Source organism: Mycobacterium sp. EPa45 (assembly GCF_001021385.1).
GTDB lineage: Bacteria > Actinomycetota > Actinomycetes > Mycobacteriales > Mycobacteriaceae > Mycobacterium.
Genome location: NZ_CP011773.1, coordinates 3,891,023 through 3,906,677 on the forward strand (window position 1 = coordinate 3,891,023; position 15,655 = coordinate 3,906,677).

General features: G+C 67.8%; 15 protein-coding genes. 6 read left to right on the forward strand and 9 right to left on the reverse strand.

Annotated elements, in window-relative coordinates:
- Nucleotides 1–18: 18 nt before the first annotated feature.
- The 5 genes from AB431_RS18635 to AB431_RS18655 form a co-directional block, all read right to left on the reverse strand.
- The gene (locus tag AB431_RS18635) at nucleotides 19–1,938 is read right to left on the reverse strand and encodes a penicillin-binding protein 2 (protein ID WP_047331187.1); all 1,920 of its coding nucleotides are present in this window, start codon (nucleotides 1,936–1,938) and stop codon (nucleotides 19–21) included.
- Nucleotides 1,935–3,050 (reverse strand): hypothetical protein, encoded by a 1,116-nt coding sequence (locus AB431_RS18640; RefSeq protein ID WP_047331188.1) that lies wholly within the window; start codon nucleotides 3,048–3,050, stop codon nucleotides 1,935–1,937. The genes AB431_RS18635 and AB431_RS18640 overlap by 4 nt, the downstream gene beginning before the upstream one ends.
- Entirely contained in the window at nucleotides 3,050–4,210 is a 1,161-nt protein-coding gene (gene rsmH, locus AB431_RS18645; protein WP_082135730.1) for a 16S rRNA (cytosine(1402)-N(4))-methyltransferase RsmH, read from the reverse strand. The genes AB431_RS18640 and rsmH overlap by 1 nt, the downstream gene beginning before the upstream one ends.
- Nucleotides 4,185–4,616, reverse strand: a complete 432-nt coding sequence (mraZ, locus tag AB431_RS18650) for a division/cell wall cluster transcriptional repressor MraZ (protein WP_047331190.1) — start codon at nucleotides 4,614–4,616, stop codon at nucleotides 4,185–4,187. The genes rsmH and mraZ overlap by 26 nt, the downstream gene beginning before the upstream one ends.
- Before the next feature lie 273 nt (nucleotides 4,617–4,889).
- Nucleotides 4,890–5,300 carry a DUF3040 domain-containing protein gene (locus tag AB431_RS18655; RefSeq protein ID WP_047333565.1) on the reverse strand — a complete coding sequence of 137 codons (411 nt, stop codon included), beginning with the start codon at nucleotides 5,298–5,300 and terminating at the stop codon, nucleotides 4,890–4,892.
- A gap of 272 nt (nucleotides 5,301–5,572) precedes the next feature.
- On the opposite strand from AB431_RS18655, the gene AB431_RS18660 reads away from it, so the two are divergent.
- The 4 genes from AB431_RS18660 (at nucleotide 5,573) to AB431_RS18675 (ending at nucleotide 9,637) form a co-directional block, all read left to right on the forward strand.
- Nucleotides 5,573–6,172, forward strand: coding sequence for an N-acetyltransferase (locus AB431_RS18660; protein WP_047333566.1), 600 nt, complete (start codon nucleotides 5,573–5,575; stop codon nucleotides 6,170–6,172).
- Between the two features lie 23 nt (nucleotides 6,173–6,195).
- The gene (locus AB431_RS18665) at nucleotides 6,196–6,882 is read left to right on the forward strand and encodes a DUF3153 domain-containing protein (RefSeq protein ID WP_082135731.1); all 687 of its coding nucleotides are present in this window, start codon (nucleotides 6,196–6,198) and stop codon (nucleotides 6,880–6,882) included.
- Between the two features lie 99 nt (nucleotides 6,883–6,981).
- Nucleotides 6,982–8,040, forward strand: coding sequence for a bifunctional (2E,6E)-farnesyl/geranyl diphosphate synthase (gene idsA2 / locus AB431_RS18670; protein ID WP_082135732.1), 1,059 nt, complete (start codon nucleotides 6,982–6,984; stop codon nucleotides 8,038–8,040).
- 4 nt (nucleotides 8,041–8,044) lie between these two features.
- A complete protein-coding gene (locus AB431_RS18675) occupies nucleotides 8,045–9,637 on the forward strand; it encodes an alpha-(1->6)-mannopyranosyltransferase A (protein ID WP_047331192.1) in 1,593 nt (530 codons plus the stop codon).
- On the opposite strand, the gene AB431_RS18680 is transcribed toward AB431_RS18675, so the two are convergent.
- Nucleotides 9,555–9,959, reverse strand: a complete 405-nt coding sequence (locus AB431_RS18680; RefSeq protein WP_047331193.1) for an Rv2175c family DNA-binding protein — start codon at nucleotides 9,957–9,959, stop codon at nucleotides 9,555–9,557. The two genes, AB431_RS18675 and AB431_RS18680, sit on opposite strands and share 83 nt — an antisense overlap.
- Nucleotides 9,960–9,996: 37 nt before the next feature.
- On the opposite strand from AB431_RS18680, the gene AB431_RS18685 reads away from it, so the two are divergent.
- Together AB431_RS18685 and AB431_RS18690 are read left to right on the forward strand one after the other, a co-directional pair.
- Nucleotides 9,997–11,208 (forward strand): protein kinase, encoded by a 1,212-nt coding sequence (locus AB431_RS18685; protein ID WP_047331194.1) that lies wholly within the window; start codon nucleotides 9,997–9,999, stop codon nucleotides 11,206–11,208.
- A 69-nt stretch (nucleotides 11,209–11,277) separates the two neighbouring features.
- Nucleotides 11,278–12,924: an FAD-dependent monooxygenase gene (locus AB431_RS18690; RefSeq protein WP_047333568.1), complete on the forward strand. Its 1,647-nt coding sequence runs from the start codon at nucleotides 11,278–11,280 to the stop codon at nucleotides 12,922–12,924.
- Here the strand turns inward: AB431_RS18690 and AB431_RS18695 are convergent.
- The 3 genes from AB431_RS18695 to AB431_RS18705 are packed head-to-tail and all read right to left on the reverse strand — an operon-like array spanning nucleotide 12,880 to nucleotide 15,645.
- Nucleotides 12,880–14,277, reverse strand: a complete 1,398-nt coding sequence (locus AB431_RS18695; protein ID WP_047331195.1) for a class II 3-deoxy-7-phosphoheptulonate synthase — start codon at nucleotides 14,275–14,277, stop codon at nucleotides 12,880–12,882. The genes AB431_RS18690 and AB431_RS18695 overlap by 45 nt on opposite strands.
- A gap of 32 nt (nucleotides 14,278–14,309) precedes the next feature.
- Complete coding sequence (locus AB431_RS18700) at nucleotides 14,310–14,819, reverse strand: polyadenylate-specific 3'-exoribonuclease AS (protein WP_047333569.1); 510 nt, start codon at nucleotides 14,817–14,819, stop codon at nucleotides 14,310–14,312.
- 10 nt (nucleotides 14,820–14,829) lie between these two features.
- Nucleotides 14,830–15,645, reverse strand: a complete 816-nt coding sequence (locus tag AB431_RS18705) for a hypothetical protein (RefSeq protein WP_235435947.1) — start codon at nucleotides 15,643–15,645, stop codon at nucleotides 14,830–14,832.
- Nucleotides 15,646–15,655: the final 10 nt, after the last annotated feature.

Here is a 15,655-nt window from a genome sequence, read left to right on the forward strand (position 1 = left end):
GCGAGCTGGGCAGCCTCGCTATGTGGCCTGAAGGATCAGCGGTGCGCCGGGATCGGCCGAGAGCGGGACGTTCTGCCGCTGCAACAGCCAGGCCGCGATGTTGTGGAACAGCGGTGCGGCCGAGTGACCCGGTGTGCCATCCGGGTTGCGCTGCGGGTTGTTCATCATGATGCCGATGACGTAGCGGGGGTCGTCGGCGGGCGCCATGCCGGCGAAGGTGATCCAATAGACATCGCTGTAATAGCAGCCGCAGGCCGGGTTGATCTGCTGCGCGGTACCGGTCTTGCCGGCGATCTGATAGCCGTCGACGGCGGCCGGCGCCCCGGTGCCCTGCTGGTAACCCATCGGGTCGCGCTGGACGATGGCGCGGAACATGTTCCGCACGGTGCGGGCGGTGTCAGGGGAAACGACGCGAATGCCTGCGGGTTGCGGCTCTTCGGTGCGGGTGCCGTCGGCGGCGATGGTGGCCTTGACGATTCGCGGCGGGATTCGCAACCCGTCATTGGCGATCGCCTGGTACATCCCGGTCATCTGCAACAGTGTCATCGAAAGGCCCTGTCCGATGGGCAGATTGGAGAACGTGCTGCCTGACCACTGGTCGATCGGCGGCACCAGACCCGAGCTTTCGCCGGGCAGACCGACTCCCGTGCGCTGCCCGAGGCCGAACTTGCCGAGCATGTCGTAATAGCGCTCCGGCCCGATCCGCTGCGCGAGCATCAGTGTGCCGACGTTCGAGGACTTCCCGAACACGCCGGTGGTGGTGTACGGCATCGTGCCGTGGTTCCACGCGTCGTTGACGGTGACCCCACCCATGTTGATCGAGCCGGGTACCTGGAGCACCTCGTCGGGGTTCGACAGCCCGTACTCGATCACCGACGAGGCGGTGACGATCTTGTTCACCGATCCCGGCTCGTACGGCGAAGTGACCGGCAGGTTGCCCAATTGCTTGTCCTGCTGGCGCCCGATGTCCTGGCTGGGATCGAAGGTGTTGTCATTGGACATCGCAAGCACTTCACCGGTTTTCGCATCCAGCACCACCGCGGAGACGTCCTTGGCGCCGGAGGCGTCCTTGGCCATCTGCACCTGCTGCTGAACGTAGAACTGGATGTCGTCGTCGAGAGTGAGCTGCACGGTCGCGCCGTTGACGGCGTCGTGCTTGTTGCGGTAACTGCCGGGGATGACGACACCGTCGGAGCCGCGGTCGTAGGTGATCGAGCCGTCGGTGCCCGACAGCTTCGAGTCCATCGAATCCTCGAGACCGAGCAGGCCGTGGCCGTCCCAGTCGATGCCGCCGACGATGTTGGCCGCCAACGCACCGCCGGGGTACTGGCGCAGGTCCTGCCGCTCGGCGCCGATCTCGGGGAACTTCTTGGTGATGGCGTTGGCGATGGCCGGATCGACGGCCCGCGCGAGATAGACGAAAGTCTCGTTGCTGCGCAACTTCTTCAGCAGGGTGGCCGCGTCGGGCTTGTTGCCGAGCTTGCCGGCCACCTCGGTGGCGATCTGAGTGAGCCGCTTGTCGGGGTCCGGTGCTGCGGGCGACTTGTCCTTGGCCTCGGTGAGCTGCTTGCGGATCTTGGCCGGCTGGAACGTCAGTGCCCTGGCCTCGATGGTGAACGACAACTTGTCGAAGTTGCGGTCGACGATGCTGCCGCGCACCGCTTTCTCGACGTCGGTCACCTTGAGCTGGCTTGCGGCCTCGGCACGCAGGCCGGCGGCCTGAGGCACCTGGAGGTTGAACAACTGGGCGGCGGCCACGCCCAGCGCCAGAAAGATGACGATATTTCCCGCGCGGTGCCGGAACACGAATGATGCTGTGCGACTGCCAGTCTCGACCAGCTTGCGAGTACGTCGCGCCTTCGCCGGGCGGCCCGGCCCGCTGTCCGATTGAGCCTTGACCGCCGACGTGTGCTGCCGCTTGGTTTCGCGGCGACTCACTGCCCGGCTCCGGCGGGCGGCACGGGTGCATCGGCCGGCGCCGCCACCGGAACATCCGGGGTCATCGCCGGCGGTGTGGCGTCCACCGGAGCCGGGACCGCCGCCGGCGCTGGAGCGGGGACCGCTGCGGGGGCCTGAGCCGGGACCGCCAGCGTGCCGGGAAGAGGTGCCTGCGCCGCGGCGGGTGGTGCTGCGAGCGCGCCGGGCGCCAGAACTGTGCCTGGCAACGCCGCCAGTGGAACGCCAAAGGGCATCGCACCATTCAACGGCAAACCACCGAGCGGAGTCGGTGCGACACGCACCGGAACCTCCGGCGAACTTCCCGGCTTCGGCGCGGCCACCGGGGCCGGCACCGGCGCGGCAGGCGGCTGCGGCTTATCGTCGGGCAGCTTGCTGTTCAGCGGCGGCGGCGGAACGCCTTCGGCCGGCTTGGGCTTGCCCACCACGGTCCAGTTGCCCGTCGGATCCTGCACCAGATGCGCGGTGTCCTTGGACGGGATCATGCCCAGATTGCGTGCGGACTCGGCCAGCGCCGGAGCGGACTCGGCCTCCAGCACATCGCGTTCGAGGGCTTCTTTCTGCTGCGACAGCGCCTCATTCGTGGAACGGGCGGTGCCCAGCTGGTACGACCGCTGCGCGGCGTCGGTGGACAGCCACAGCGTGACCCCGAGCCCGAGGCCCAGCGCCCCGATCACCAGCACCACGAACGGGACCTTCGCCACCAGAGTCTGCGGGCGCAGGTCGATGGTGGCCAGGCGGGCGATGAGCCGCTCGCGTAGTGGCGGCCGGACGACCTTGGGCGCCTTGGCCTTACGCGCCTTCGCGCGCGCCTTGGCCTGATTGACGTTCTTGGCGCGGGTCGGGCGTTCGGTGGGCCGGGCGACGGGCGCGGTCTGCGGGCCCTGCCGCACGGCGCGCGGCTCGTGGGGCCGACGGGCCGATGCACGCCCACCCCGGGCCGGCGCCTCCGTGCCGCGGCGGCGCGCGGTGGCGGTTGCGGCGCCCGCCTTCTTCTTGGCCGACTTCTTGGGTTCCTTCTTGTCCCGCTTGGCCCCGTCCCGTTTGACCCCTGCGCGATCCATCGAATCAACCGGCTTGCGCCCCACCTTCATCAGCTTTTCCCTCCCCGTCCCGGGTTGCTCGACTTCACGCGCTGCAGTGCCCGCAATCGAACCGGGGCACTGCGTGGATTGCGTTCGACTTCGTCGGCGCCGGCACGTTCGGCACCGCGGGTGATCGCACTGAATTCCGGTTCGTAGCCGGGCAGTTCGACGGGCAGGTTCGCCGGCGAGCGGGATGCGGTGGCGGCGGCGAATGTCGTCTTGACGATCCGGTCCTCCAGCGACTGATACGACATCACCGCGATCCGGCCGCCGGTCCGTAGCGCGGCCAGCGCCGCGGGCAGGGCCGCCGTCAGCGACTCCAGCTCGGCGTTGACCGCGATCCTCAGCGCTTGGAAGGTTCGCTTCGCGGGATGACCGCCGGTCCGCCGCGCGGGAGCCGGGATGCCCTTGTAGATGATCTCGACGAGTTCGCCGGTCGTGGTGAGCGGCGCCTGCTGGCGGCGCTCGACGATCAGCCCGGCGATCCGGTGGGCGAATTTCTCCTCGCCGAAGCGGCGCAGGATGTCGGTCAGTTCGGCGCGGTCGTAGGTGTTGAGGATTTCCGCGGCGGTCAGCGGGGCGTCGGTGTCCATCCGCATGTCCAGCGGCGCGTCCTTGGAGTAGGCGAATCCGCGCTCGGCCTGGTCGAGCTGCATCGACGAGACACCGAGATCGAAGAGCACGCCGTCGACCGATTCGATTGTCCCGCAGCCTGCTTCGACGAGTGCGTCGGCGATGCCGTCGTAACGGGTGTGTACCAGGGTGATCCGATCGGCGAACGGCGCCAGCCGCGCCCGCGCCCCGGCCAGCGCGGCGGGATCGCGGTCCAGGCCGATCAGCCGCAACTCCGGGAAGTCGGTCAGGAATCGCTCGGAATGCCCACCTGCGCCGAGGGTCGCGTCGACCAGGACGGCGCCCGGGCGGGTCAGCGCCGGGCCGAGGATTTCGACGCAGCGGTCCAGCAGGACGGGGATGTGCCCGTGGTCGGATGCGTCAACCACGACCGGACCTCCCGATGACTCTGGGTATGCCCCTGCATCGAGGTCCCTGTCCGAACTGGCGAACCTGGCGTTGGGGAAGTACGTCAGGGTCGGTTCGGGCAGAGACCACGATGCACGGGCTACCTCCGGCTGGGCAGCCAGCTCAGATGATGTCGCTGAGTGCGTCATCGCTGGCCGCGGAGAAGTTCTCTTCGTGGGTCTCCTGGTATTCCTGCCAGGCCTGGGCGTCCCAGATCTCGAGGAAGTCGACGGCGCCGATCACCACGCATTCCTTGGACAGGTTGGCGTAGCGGCGGTGGTCCGCCGACAGCGTGATCCGGCCTTGGGAGTCGGGATGCTGTTCGTCGGTGCCGGCCGCCAGGTTGCGCAGGAACGCACGCGCCTCCGGATTGCTGCGCGAGGTCTGCGAAGCCCGCCGGGCCAGCTGTTCGAATTCCGTGCGCGGGTAGACGGCAAGGCTGTGGTCTTGGCTCTTGGTGACCATCAGCCCTCCTGCCAGTGCGTCGCGGAATTTGGCGGGCAGTGTCAGCCGCCCTTTGTCGTCGAGCTTGGGCGTGTAGGTGCCGAGAAACATGCTGTGCACATCTCCTTCACACCTGCTGGAGCCCCAGCCCCTCCGGAGCCGTCGCTCCGTTAACCGCCACAATACCCCACAATCCCCCACTTTGCTCCACAGATCGCCCTCGTTTTGGCACGGTTCCACCACTTTCTGCCACCGAAAACAATTACGGACCCCAGGCAGTGCCGTCGCAGCCCACAAACGCCCAGTTCAGGGCACGGTGGGGCGAAGTGGGGCAACAAAAACGGGGCAGCCGGATCGGCTACCCCGTATGCGAGACGCTGGCGGTCACTCGTCGAAACGACGCCGGAAGCGATCCTCCATCCGGCTCGTGAACGATCCGCCGCCGCCCTTCGGCCGGCGCTGACGCTGACCGCCCGACGACGAAGACGGACCGGAGCGGTCCCGGCCACCGGCGACACGCGGGCCGGTGATCGCGTACACGACACCGCCGAACATCACCACGAAGCCCACCACCGACAGAATCGGGAAGCTTCCGATCATCGTGGCCTTGAACGCAACCCCGGCAACCAGCATCGCCAGACCGATCACAAACAGGCCCGCGCCCTGCAATCGTCTGCGCGTGGAGGGGGCCCGCAGAGTTCCGCCCCGCACACTGGAGGCGAACTTGGGGTCCTCGGCATAGAGAGCGCTCTCGATCTGATCGAGCATGCGCTGCTCATGATCGGAGAGTGGCATTCGTCCCTCCTTGCCGACACGGCCGGTCACGATTCCGATAGAACTTGGCTGCCCAGCGATTACGGGGCGACTAACCAAATGATACGAGCAGAAGTTGCCGCGTACCACCTAGTTGGTCCACCCGATTGTAGCTGTGTCCAGGCGTTGTTCAGTCCTCGCCATCACCACGTAAGGGGCTGGTCACCCCGGCACCGGTGAGCCGGGCCGAGACTGCACCGATAATGGCCATGCAGACCCGGACCGATCCGCGAGACAAGAAGGGCATCGAGGCGTTGGCGACTTTCCTCATCGATCTGTCGCCTTCCGACATGGCGCAGCGGCTTCACGACGCTCTGAGCGTGTATGTCGACGCGATGCGCTACCCGCGCGGCACCGAGGGGCAGCGCGCGGCGATGTGGCTCGAGCACACCCGCAGACGGGGCTGGAAAGCCGTCGCCGCGGTCGAAACCGACTCCGCCGCCGGCGAGTCAGCCGGCTCCGCACAGTTGGAGGGCGCTCCGCTGCTCGGTATCGCCTACGGCTACTGCGGGGCTCCGGACCAGTGGTGGCAGCAACAGGTGGTCTCGGGGCTGCACCGAATCGGCGTGCCCGCCGCGGAGATCAGCCGACTGACCAGCAGTTACTTCGAGCTGACCGAGCTGCACATCCACCCGAGCGCTCAGGGGCGCGGACTGGGCGAGGCGCTGGCCCGACGGCTGCTGGCCGACCGCGGCGAGTCCCACGTGCTGCTGTCCACCCCGGAGATCATCGGCGAGTCCAACCGCGCCTGGCGGCTGTATCGGCGGCTCGGCTTCACCGACGTCATCCGCGGCTACCACTTCGCCGGCGACCCCCGGGCGTTCGCCATTCTGGGCCGCAGCCTCCCGCTCTAGCGCGAATCTGGCACGATACCCACGTGCGCGACCGATCCCGCCGCCTGCGATTGCGGGCCCTGGCGTTGTTGCTGCTCCTTGTCGCGCCCCTGGCGGTCGGCTGCGTGCGGGTGCACGCCTCGATCACGGTGTCGGCCGACGACCAGGTCTCCGGGCAGATCATCGCCGCGGCGAAAGCCCGCGACTCGGACGACCAGGGGCCGCAGTTCGACCTCAATGTGCCGTTCAGCCAGAAGATCTCGGTGTCGAAGTACTCTTCGGACGACTTCGTCGGCTCCGAGGCGGTGTTCTCGAACCTGAGCTTCTCCGAGGTCCCGCAGCTGGCGAACCTCAACCGTGAGGCCGCCGGGGTGGACATCTCGCTGCGCCGGGCCGGGAATCTGGTGATCCTCGAGGGCCGGGTCGACCTGACCAGCGTCACCGACAGCGACGCTGACGTTTCGCTGACGGTTTCCTTCCCCGGCGAGGTCACCTCGACCAACGGCGACCGCCTCGACACCGACGTCGTCGAGTGGAAACTCAAGCCTGGCGTGGTCTCGACGATGAGCGCTCAGGCCCGCTACACCGATCCCAGTACCAGGTCATTCACCGGTGCGGCGCTCTGGCTCGGCCTCGGCGCCCTGGTGGTGTGCGGCGTCGTCGGCAGCCTGGCCTGGGTCAGCCGGGATCGCTCGCCGCGGTTCGCCAGCTCCGATCAGGCCGACGGCTAGCTGACGTTCTACTCTGGTTGCACCCGGACTTTTCACGGCGGGCCGTACACAGAAAGGGGCGCTGCGCTGAGCGTCGAAGCAGCTCCGTCTGCCGTCCAGCTGGCCGGCGCCGTCACCGATCAACTTCGGAAGTACCTGGCCGGCCGCCGGGCCGAGGCCGCCTACATCGGCGCCGACTACGACGGGCTCATCGCGGCCCTCGAGGACTTCGTGCTGCGCGGCGGCAAACGGGTGCGGCCCGCCTTCGCCTACTGGGGCTATCGCGCGGTGACCGCCGACCCCGATCTGCCGGTCGACGACGACATGTTCCTGTTGTTCTCGGCCCTCGAGCTGCTGCATGCCTGCGCGTTGGTCCACGACGACGTCATCGACGATTCGGCGACCCGGCGCGGCTGGCCGACGGTCCACGTCCACTTCACCGACCTGCACCGCGGTGGCGGCTGGAGCGGCTCGTCCGAGCAGTTCGGCCGGTCCGCGGCAATCCTGCTCGGTGACCTCTCACTGGTGTGGGCCGACGACATCGTCGCCGCGGCGGACCTGGACGCCGAAGGCCGGCGCCGCGTCCGGCAGGTGTGGTCGGACATCCGCACCGAGGTGCTCGGCGGTCAGTACCTGGACATCGTCAACGAGTCCAGCGGCGCGGAGTCGATCGAGTCGGCGATGAACGTCAACACCTACAAGACCGCCTCCTACACGATCTCCCGGCCGCTGCAGCTGGGCGCCGCGGCCGGCGCCGACCGGCCCGAAGTGCAGCGCATCTTCTACGAACTGGGCACCGACCTCGGTGTCGCGTTCCAGCTGCGCGACGACGTCCTCGGTGTGTTCGGCGATCCCGCGGTGACCGGTAAGCCCTCCGGCGACGACCTGCGCTCCGGCAAGCGCACCGTGCTGCTGGCCGAGGCCGTACAGCGGGCCACCACCTCGGATCCGGCCGCGGCGAACCGGCTGCGCTCCGGGATCGGCACCGACTTGTCCGACGCCGCCGTGCGTCAGCTCTGCGACGTGATCGAGTCGGTCGGCGCGCTGGCCGCGGTCGAAGGCCGCATCGAACTGCTCACCAACCGCGCGCTGAGCCTGCTGGAGAGCGCGCCGATCAACGCGCCGGCGAAGGCCGGTCTGACCGAACTCGCCAGATTGGCCGCCAACCGGTCCGCCTAGGCCCATGTCCGCCACCACACCAACCACATCGACCAGCCGGGCCGGCCTCACGCGCCTGGCAGCGTTCACCGCCGCCGACGAGGGCCGCCCGGCCCTGCTCGGTTTCCTCGGCGCGATCCTGCTCACGCTCGGCGGACTGGGTGCGGGCAGCACCCGTCAGCACGACCCTCTCCTCGAGTCGATGCACCTGTCCTGGTTGCGGTTCGGTCATGGCCTGGTGGTGTCGTCGGTGCTGCTGTGGGTCGGCGTTGTGCTGATGCTGGTGGCATGGCTGTGGGTGGGCCGGCGGGTACAGAGGGCAGGAGCGCAGCGACCCGGGGATGAATCGAGCTCGGACGACGCCGGGGTCAGCGAGTTCACGATGATCGCGACCGCCGGGTTCTGGCTGGCTCCCCTGCTGTTGAGCGTTCCGCTGTTCAGTCGCGACACCTACTCGTATCTGGCCCAGGGCGCGCTGCTGCGCGACGGTCTAGACCCGTACGCCGTGGGTCCGGTGGAGAACCAGAATTCGTTGCTGGACAACGTGAGTCCGATATGGACCACCACCACCGCACCCTATGGGCCGGCGTTCATCCTGGTCGCCCGGTTCGTCACCAGCCTGGTCGGTGACCACGTGGTGGCAGGCACGATGCTGCTGCGGCTGTGCATGCTCCCCGGGCTGGCAATGCTGATCTGGGCGGCACCCAGGGTGGCCCGCCACATCGGCGCGAACGGCGCGGTGGCACTGTGGATCTGCGCGCTCAATCCGCTGGTGATCATCCATCTGATGGGCGGCGTGCACAACGAGATGCTGATGGTCGGGCTGATGATGGCCGGCATCGCGTTGACGTTCGCCCGCCACCACGCTGCGGGAGCGGCGTTGATCGCCGTGGCCGTCGCGGTCAAGGCCACCGCGGTGCTGGCGCTGCCGTTCATGGTGTGGGTGTGGATGAGACATTTACGCGCGCAGAAGATAGGTGCGGCAAGGGCTTTCGCGACCGCAGCGGCGGCTTCGGTGGCAATCTTCGTCGCGGTGTTCGCCGTGTTGTCCTGGGTCGCGGGGGTGGGACTGGGCTGGCTCACGGCACTGGCCGGCTCGGTGAAGATCATCAACTGGCTGACGATTCCGACCGCCATCGCGAACCTCACCAACGCGATCGGCGGACTCTTCATGCCGGTGAACTTCTATGCGGTGCTCGACGTCACCCGGATCGTCGGGATCGCGATCATTGCCGTGTCACTTCCCTTGCTGTGGTGGCGGTTTCGGCACGACGATCGCGAAGCGCTGACGGGCATCGCGTGGGCGATGCTGGTGGTGGTGCTGTTCGTTCCCGCCGCACTGCCGTGGTACTACACCTGGCCGCTCGCGGTCCTGTCGGCGCTGGCGCAGTCTCGCGCGGCGATCGCACTGATCGCCGGGTTCTCGACGTGGATCATGGTGATCTTCAAGCCAGACGGCTCACACGGCATGTACTCGTGGATCCACGTACTGCTGGCCACCGCCTGCGCACTGGCGGCCTGGTACTCGCTGAAGGTCAGTAGGCCATCGCCTGCGCGCGCCGAACCACCTCACGAGCCTGGTGAGCATGCAGCGCATCAACCGGGCGGGCGTTGCTGATCGCCTCGCGCGCCCCATCGCGGGTGATCGTCAATGACGGGTCGGCGGTGAACAGCCAGCGCAGGATCTCGGTGTCGCGGTAGCCGCCGTCGCGCAGCACCGCCAGCAGGCCGGGCAGACTCTTGACCACCTCGCCGTGTGCGGTGAGAAAGGCTTTCGGGATCATCGGGACGCCGCCGCGTTTGACTGCGACGAGGTGCCCTTCGCGCAAATGCTGGTGCACCTTGGTCACCGGGACTCCCAACATCTCGGCGACCGCAGGCAGGTCGTACACGGGTTCGTCGGGATCCAATACGTCTTCGCCGGCAGGAATGCTGCTCACCGGCCTAGTCTAGAACTCCTTCATCGCGGCATACCATGTGTCGGTGACGTCGGACCCACTCAACGGCGTGTTGCTGGAAGGCCGGTACCGCGTCGACGCCAAGATCGCAACCGGCGGCATGTCCACCGTGTACCGCGGGTTGGACGTACGCCTGGACCGGCCGGTCGCGCTGAAGGTGATGGACGCGCGCTACGCCGGTGACAGCCAGTTCTTGACCCGCTTCCAGCGCGAGGCCCGCGCGGTCGCCCGACTGAAGGATCCCGGCCTCGTTGCGGTCTACGACCAGGGTGGCGGTGGATCGAGCCAGGAGCCACCTTTCCTCGTCATGGAGCTGATCGAGGGGGGCACCCTGCGCGAGTTACTGCGCGAGCGTGGCCCGATGCCCCCCCACGCCGCGGCGGCGGTGCTGCGCCCGGTGCTGGGCGGGCTGGCCACCGCGCATCGCGCCGGACTGGTGCACCGCGACGTGAAACCGGAGAACGTGCTGATCTCCGACGACGGCGAGGTCAAGCTCGTCGACTTCGGGTTGGTCCGCGCGGTGGCCGAGGCCGGGATCACCTCGACGAGCGTGATCCTGGGGACCGCGGCCTACCTGTCCCCCGAGCAGGTCAGCACCGGTTCCTCCGACGCCCGCAGCGATGTCTACGCCGTCGGCGTGCTGGCCTACGAATTGATCACCGGTACAACACCTTTCACAGGTGACAATCCGCTGACCGTGGCCTATCAGCGGATGGATCACGACGTCCCGCCGCCCAGCGCGGCGATCACCGGGGTGCCGCCCCAGTTGGACGAGTTCATCGCCCGCGCGACGGCCCGCAACCCCGATGCGCGGTTCGCCGACGCCGCGGAGATGGCCAAGGGCCTGGATGCGATCGCCGTGGAGCTGGCACTACCGAGGTTCCGGGTGCCCGCCCCGCAGAATTCCGCGCAGCACGCCGCGGCAACGGCCGTGCACAGCCGGCCGGCGGCCGGGCACCGGGCAGCCGCACCCGCCCCACCTCCCGCCCCGGTCAAAAATCCCACCCGCCAGCTCATCCGCGACCCGCAGGACTGGCAGCCCGTCATCGATAATGACGAAATCCCCGAGCTGGCAAGCCAATTCGCCGGTATCGACATCGGTGAGTTCATCTGGGAGCGGCAGCGCGCCAGGCGGACACTGATGTTCTGGACGCTGATCGTCGTGCTCCTCACGGGCGCAATGGCCGCGGCCGGCTGGGCGCTGGGCAGCAATCTGCAGGGCCTGATCTAGCACCCTTGACATGCACTACATCCGTAGTGATACTCAATTCATCCTGCGATGAATTGTGAGGTGATGGACATGAGCGCATCCGATCTCGGCGTCCTGATAGTCGGCGCGGGTCCGACCGGACTGCTGCTGGCCAATGAACTGGCCCGCCACGGCGTCACCGCCCGGATCATCGATCGGGCGCCGGAACCGGCGACCACCTCCCGAGCGCTCGTCGTCCAGCCGCGAACCCTCGAGATCTTCGACGATCTCGGCGTGATCGAGCAGGCCGTCGCGGCGGGGACCTCGGCGTCGGAGCTGACAATCGTGTTCGCGGACAAGACGATGAACCTCGACTTCGCGGGTCAGCTGGCCGGGCCGCAGAACCACACCACCTACCCCGGGCCGCGCACGCTCTCTCAGCACGACACCGAGCGCATTCTCACCGACCTGCTGACCTCCCACGGCATCTCGATCGAACGCGGCGTCGCACTCACCGACCTCGTCCAGGACGGCGACACGGCGATCGCGTCGTTGCGCCGCGCCGACGGCTCGACCGAATCGGTGCGGTGCCAATGGGTGGTCGGCTGCGACGGCGCGCACAGCGCGGTGCGCAAGGCCAGCGGCATCCCGTTCTCCGGTGACACCTACCGCGACGAGTTCATCATGGCCGACGCCGAACTCGACTGGAAGCTACCGCACGGCGGACTCTACGGATTCCCCAGTCCGGCTGGCATTTTCGCGGCCTTTTCGATGCCGGGCACCAACCGCTATCGCATCTTCGGCAACTTCCCGCCCCAGTCCGAAGGACCCAGTGCCGAGTACAGCGAGCCGACGCACGACGAGTTCCAGGCCATGGTCGACGAGCGAGTCCCGTTCCCCGCCACCGTGGTCAGGGAGTTCTGGGTCACCCGTTACCGGGTGCACAGTCGCACCGTGCCGCGCTACCGCGATGGCCGGATACTGCTCGTCGGCGACGCCGCCCACGTCCACAGCCCGGCGGGCGCACAGGGCATGAACACCGGAATCCAGGACGCCTACAACCTGGGCTGGAAACTGGCCTTCGTGCTGCGGGGACTCGCCGACGAGTCTCTGGTAGACACCTACGACGCCGAGCGCCATCCGATCGGCGCCCAACTCCTCAAGACCACGGATCGATTGTTCTCGGTCTTCGGCGGCCAGAATCCCTTGGCGCGCTTGGCCCGTGGCCGGGTGGCGCCCGTACTGGCAGGCCGGGTGCTCACTCGCGACTGGGTGCGCAGGCGCTTCATCGGCATGTTGGCTCAACTGCGTCTGCACTACCCGGACAGCCCGCTGAATGCCGAGGACGGCTCCGGGTGGCACGGCGCTCCAGCCCCGGGCGACCGGGCCCGCGAGGCCGACATCCTGATCGACGGCCACCCAGGACGCCTATACGACGTGTTCCGCGGCACCCATCACACCGTGCTGCTGTTCACCGGCGTCGATGACGACGCCCGGCCGGCTGTCGAGTTGTGCCGCCTGGCCGAACAGCTCGAGCAGGACCACCCCGGGCTGGTCACGGCGCGCGTGGTGAGCACCGAGCGCCTCGCCGATCACCCTGCGGCCCTTTGGGATCCGACCAGATCGGCACACCGTCAGTACGGGGTCACGGAGCCCAGCGCATTCGTGATCAGGCCGGACAAGTACATCAGCTACCGGGGCCGGCCCGTCGAACTAGTCGCGCAGCATCTCCGCTACCAGGAACGCCAGCTCCAGTGACTGCTGGGTGTTCAGTCGCGGATCGCAAGCGGTCTCGTAGCGGCCGGCCAGGTCGGTATCCGAGATATCCTGTGCGCCGCCAAGACATTCGGTGACGTTCTCACCGGTGATCTCGACGTGCATGCCGCCCGGATGGGTGCCCAGCGCACGATGCACCTCGAAGAAGCCCTGCACTTCGTCGACGATGCGGTCGAAGTGGCGGGTCTTGTAACCCGTCGAGGACTCGTGGGTGTTGCCGTGCATCGGGTCACACTGCCAGATCACCTGGTGGCCTGAGGCCTGCACCTTCTCGATGATCGGGGGCAGCACATCGCGAACCTTGTGGTTGCCCATCCGGCTGACCAGTGTGAGCCGGCCGGGCTCGTTGTTCGGGTCGAGCCGCTCCACGTATTCCACCGCCAGTTCCGGCGAGGTGGTCGGGCCGATCTTGACGCCGATCGGGTTGGCGATCACCTCGGCGAACGCCACGTGGGCGCCGTCGAGCTGGCGGGTGCGCTCCCCGATCCAGACGTAGTGCGCCGACAGGTCGTAGAGCTTCGGCGGCCCATCAGCCGCTGGATCTCCGATGTCCATCCGCAGCATGGCCCGCTCGTAGTCCAGCACCAGCGCCTCATGGCTGGCGTAGATGTCGGCGGTGTCCAGGTTGCGGTCATTGACCCCGCAGGCCGTCATGAAGCGCAGGCCACGGTCGATCTCGCCGGCCAGCGCCTCGTAGCGGGCACCCGCCGGTGAGGTCCGGACGAACTCGCGGTTCCAATCGTGCACGGCGTGCAGTGACGCCAATCCCGACGACGTCAGCGCCCGCACCAGGTTCATCGCGGCGCTGGCGTTGGCGTAGGCGCGGACCAGGCGCGACGGATCGTGTTCGCGCACCGCCGCATCGGGGGCGAAACCGTTCACCATGTCGCCGCGGTAGGACTTCAGCCCCAGCGCGTCGGTGTCCGAGGAGCGCGGTTTGGCGTACTGGCCGGCAATGCGGGCCACCTTGACCACCGGCATGCTGGCGCCGTACGTCAGCACCACCGCCATCTGCAGCAGCGTGCGAATGTTGGCACGGATATGCGGCTCGGTGTTGTCGACGAAGGTCTCGGCGCAGTCGCCGCCCTGCAGCAGAAACGCCTTGCCGAGGGCCACATCGGCCAGCTGCGACTTCAGCTTCTCGATCTCCGAGGGCACCGTGACCGGCGGCACGCTCTCCAGTACGGTCCGCATCGCGGCGGCCTGCTCGGGATCCCAACTGGGCTGCTGCACCGCCGGCTTCGTCAGTGCCGCATCGAGCCGTCCGCGCAGGTCAGCGGGGAGCGGCGGCAGGGACGGCAGCTGCTCGATCGGTACGTCAACGGTCCAATTCACCCGTCCATGGTAACCGGGTCGCGCATGCCCATTTACCGGCTGACGGGCGTCACCCCGACGTCGACTCCGGTGGTCATCAACACGTACCGGCGCAGGTTGTGGCGGGCGTCGACCAGGGCATCGTGGGTGTCGTGGGGTCGCGGTGGCATGCGGGGGCTGCCCCGGTCCTCCCAGAACTGGCGCAACTCGCGGGTGAACCGCGGGATCTGCGGCGGCAGGCTGGTCATCGGGCCCCACAGCTGACACAGCGCGACGTGGTCATACGCGGCCACCCAGGCCCACAGCTCGATCGGCTCGTCGCCGTCGATGCCGAGGAACTCCTCCAGGTCCTCCCGGATCTGCCGGCGCGATCGCCACAGCTTCGATGATGGGCTCGGTAGCTTCGGCAGTACGTTGGTGCGGACCCATTTACCTGCGGATTCCGGGTCGAACTCGGTGGAGATCGCGTAGTACTCGCGACCGTCCTCCGCTACCACCCCGATGGAGATCAGATCGATGATCCGGCCGTTGTCGATGAACTCCGTGTCGTAGAAGAACCGCACCGGCCGCACCCTATCCCTTCGCCTCGACGCGGTGCGGCGGCGCTGGGGCGGCGTGAATCTCCTTGTCGAGCTCGGCGTCCACCTCGGCATCGGCGGGGAAGCTCGGCTCACCGGCGATGATGTGCTGCAGCCACAGCTTGGCCTGCACCACCGGGCGGCGCATGTAGCGCTCCCGCTCCAGCGAGCGGTGCATTTTTCGCGGGCGGTCCTGGTAGAACCAACGCGCCCAGGGTGCGTGCGGGCGGGATAGCCGGATCGCGCCGATGAACAGCAGCGGCGTGATGAACATCCCGACCAGGCCGGTCCACACCTTGCCCTTGAGCAGCACCACCACCGCCAGCGCCAGCGTGGCTGCCGCGAGCACGACGACGAGCGTGCGGGCGCCGACCGTATCGTCGGCTCGCCAGATCCCGATGTCGAAGAACGACAGCGGGTTGAAGCCCATGACCAGCAGCCCCGCGACGGCGATCGCGGCGAACACCGCGTCAACCGACGCCCGGCCATCCTCGGCCCAATAGACGTCCTCCAGATGCAGGATGAGCGCGAACTCATCGAGAACCAGCGCGGCGCCGATACCGAAAACTATTGCGGCAGCTGTGAATTCACCAGTTCCACCTTCGGTCGCCATCGTCACCATTGCGACTCCGGAGACCATCACCAGGACGACGCCGAACACGGCGTGGTGGATGTGCAAGCCGCCGTGGCCGGAGATGTTGCGCGGCTGCCACCATTTGCGCGGGCCATCGTTGCCGGCGTTGTGCCGGATGTAGCGGACGATCGTGCGGGTCACGAAGAACGTGAGGATGAACGCGATCAGGCACCACATCAGCGGCACG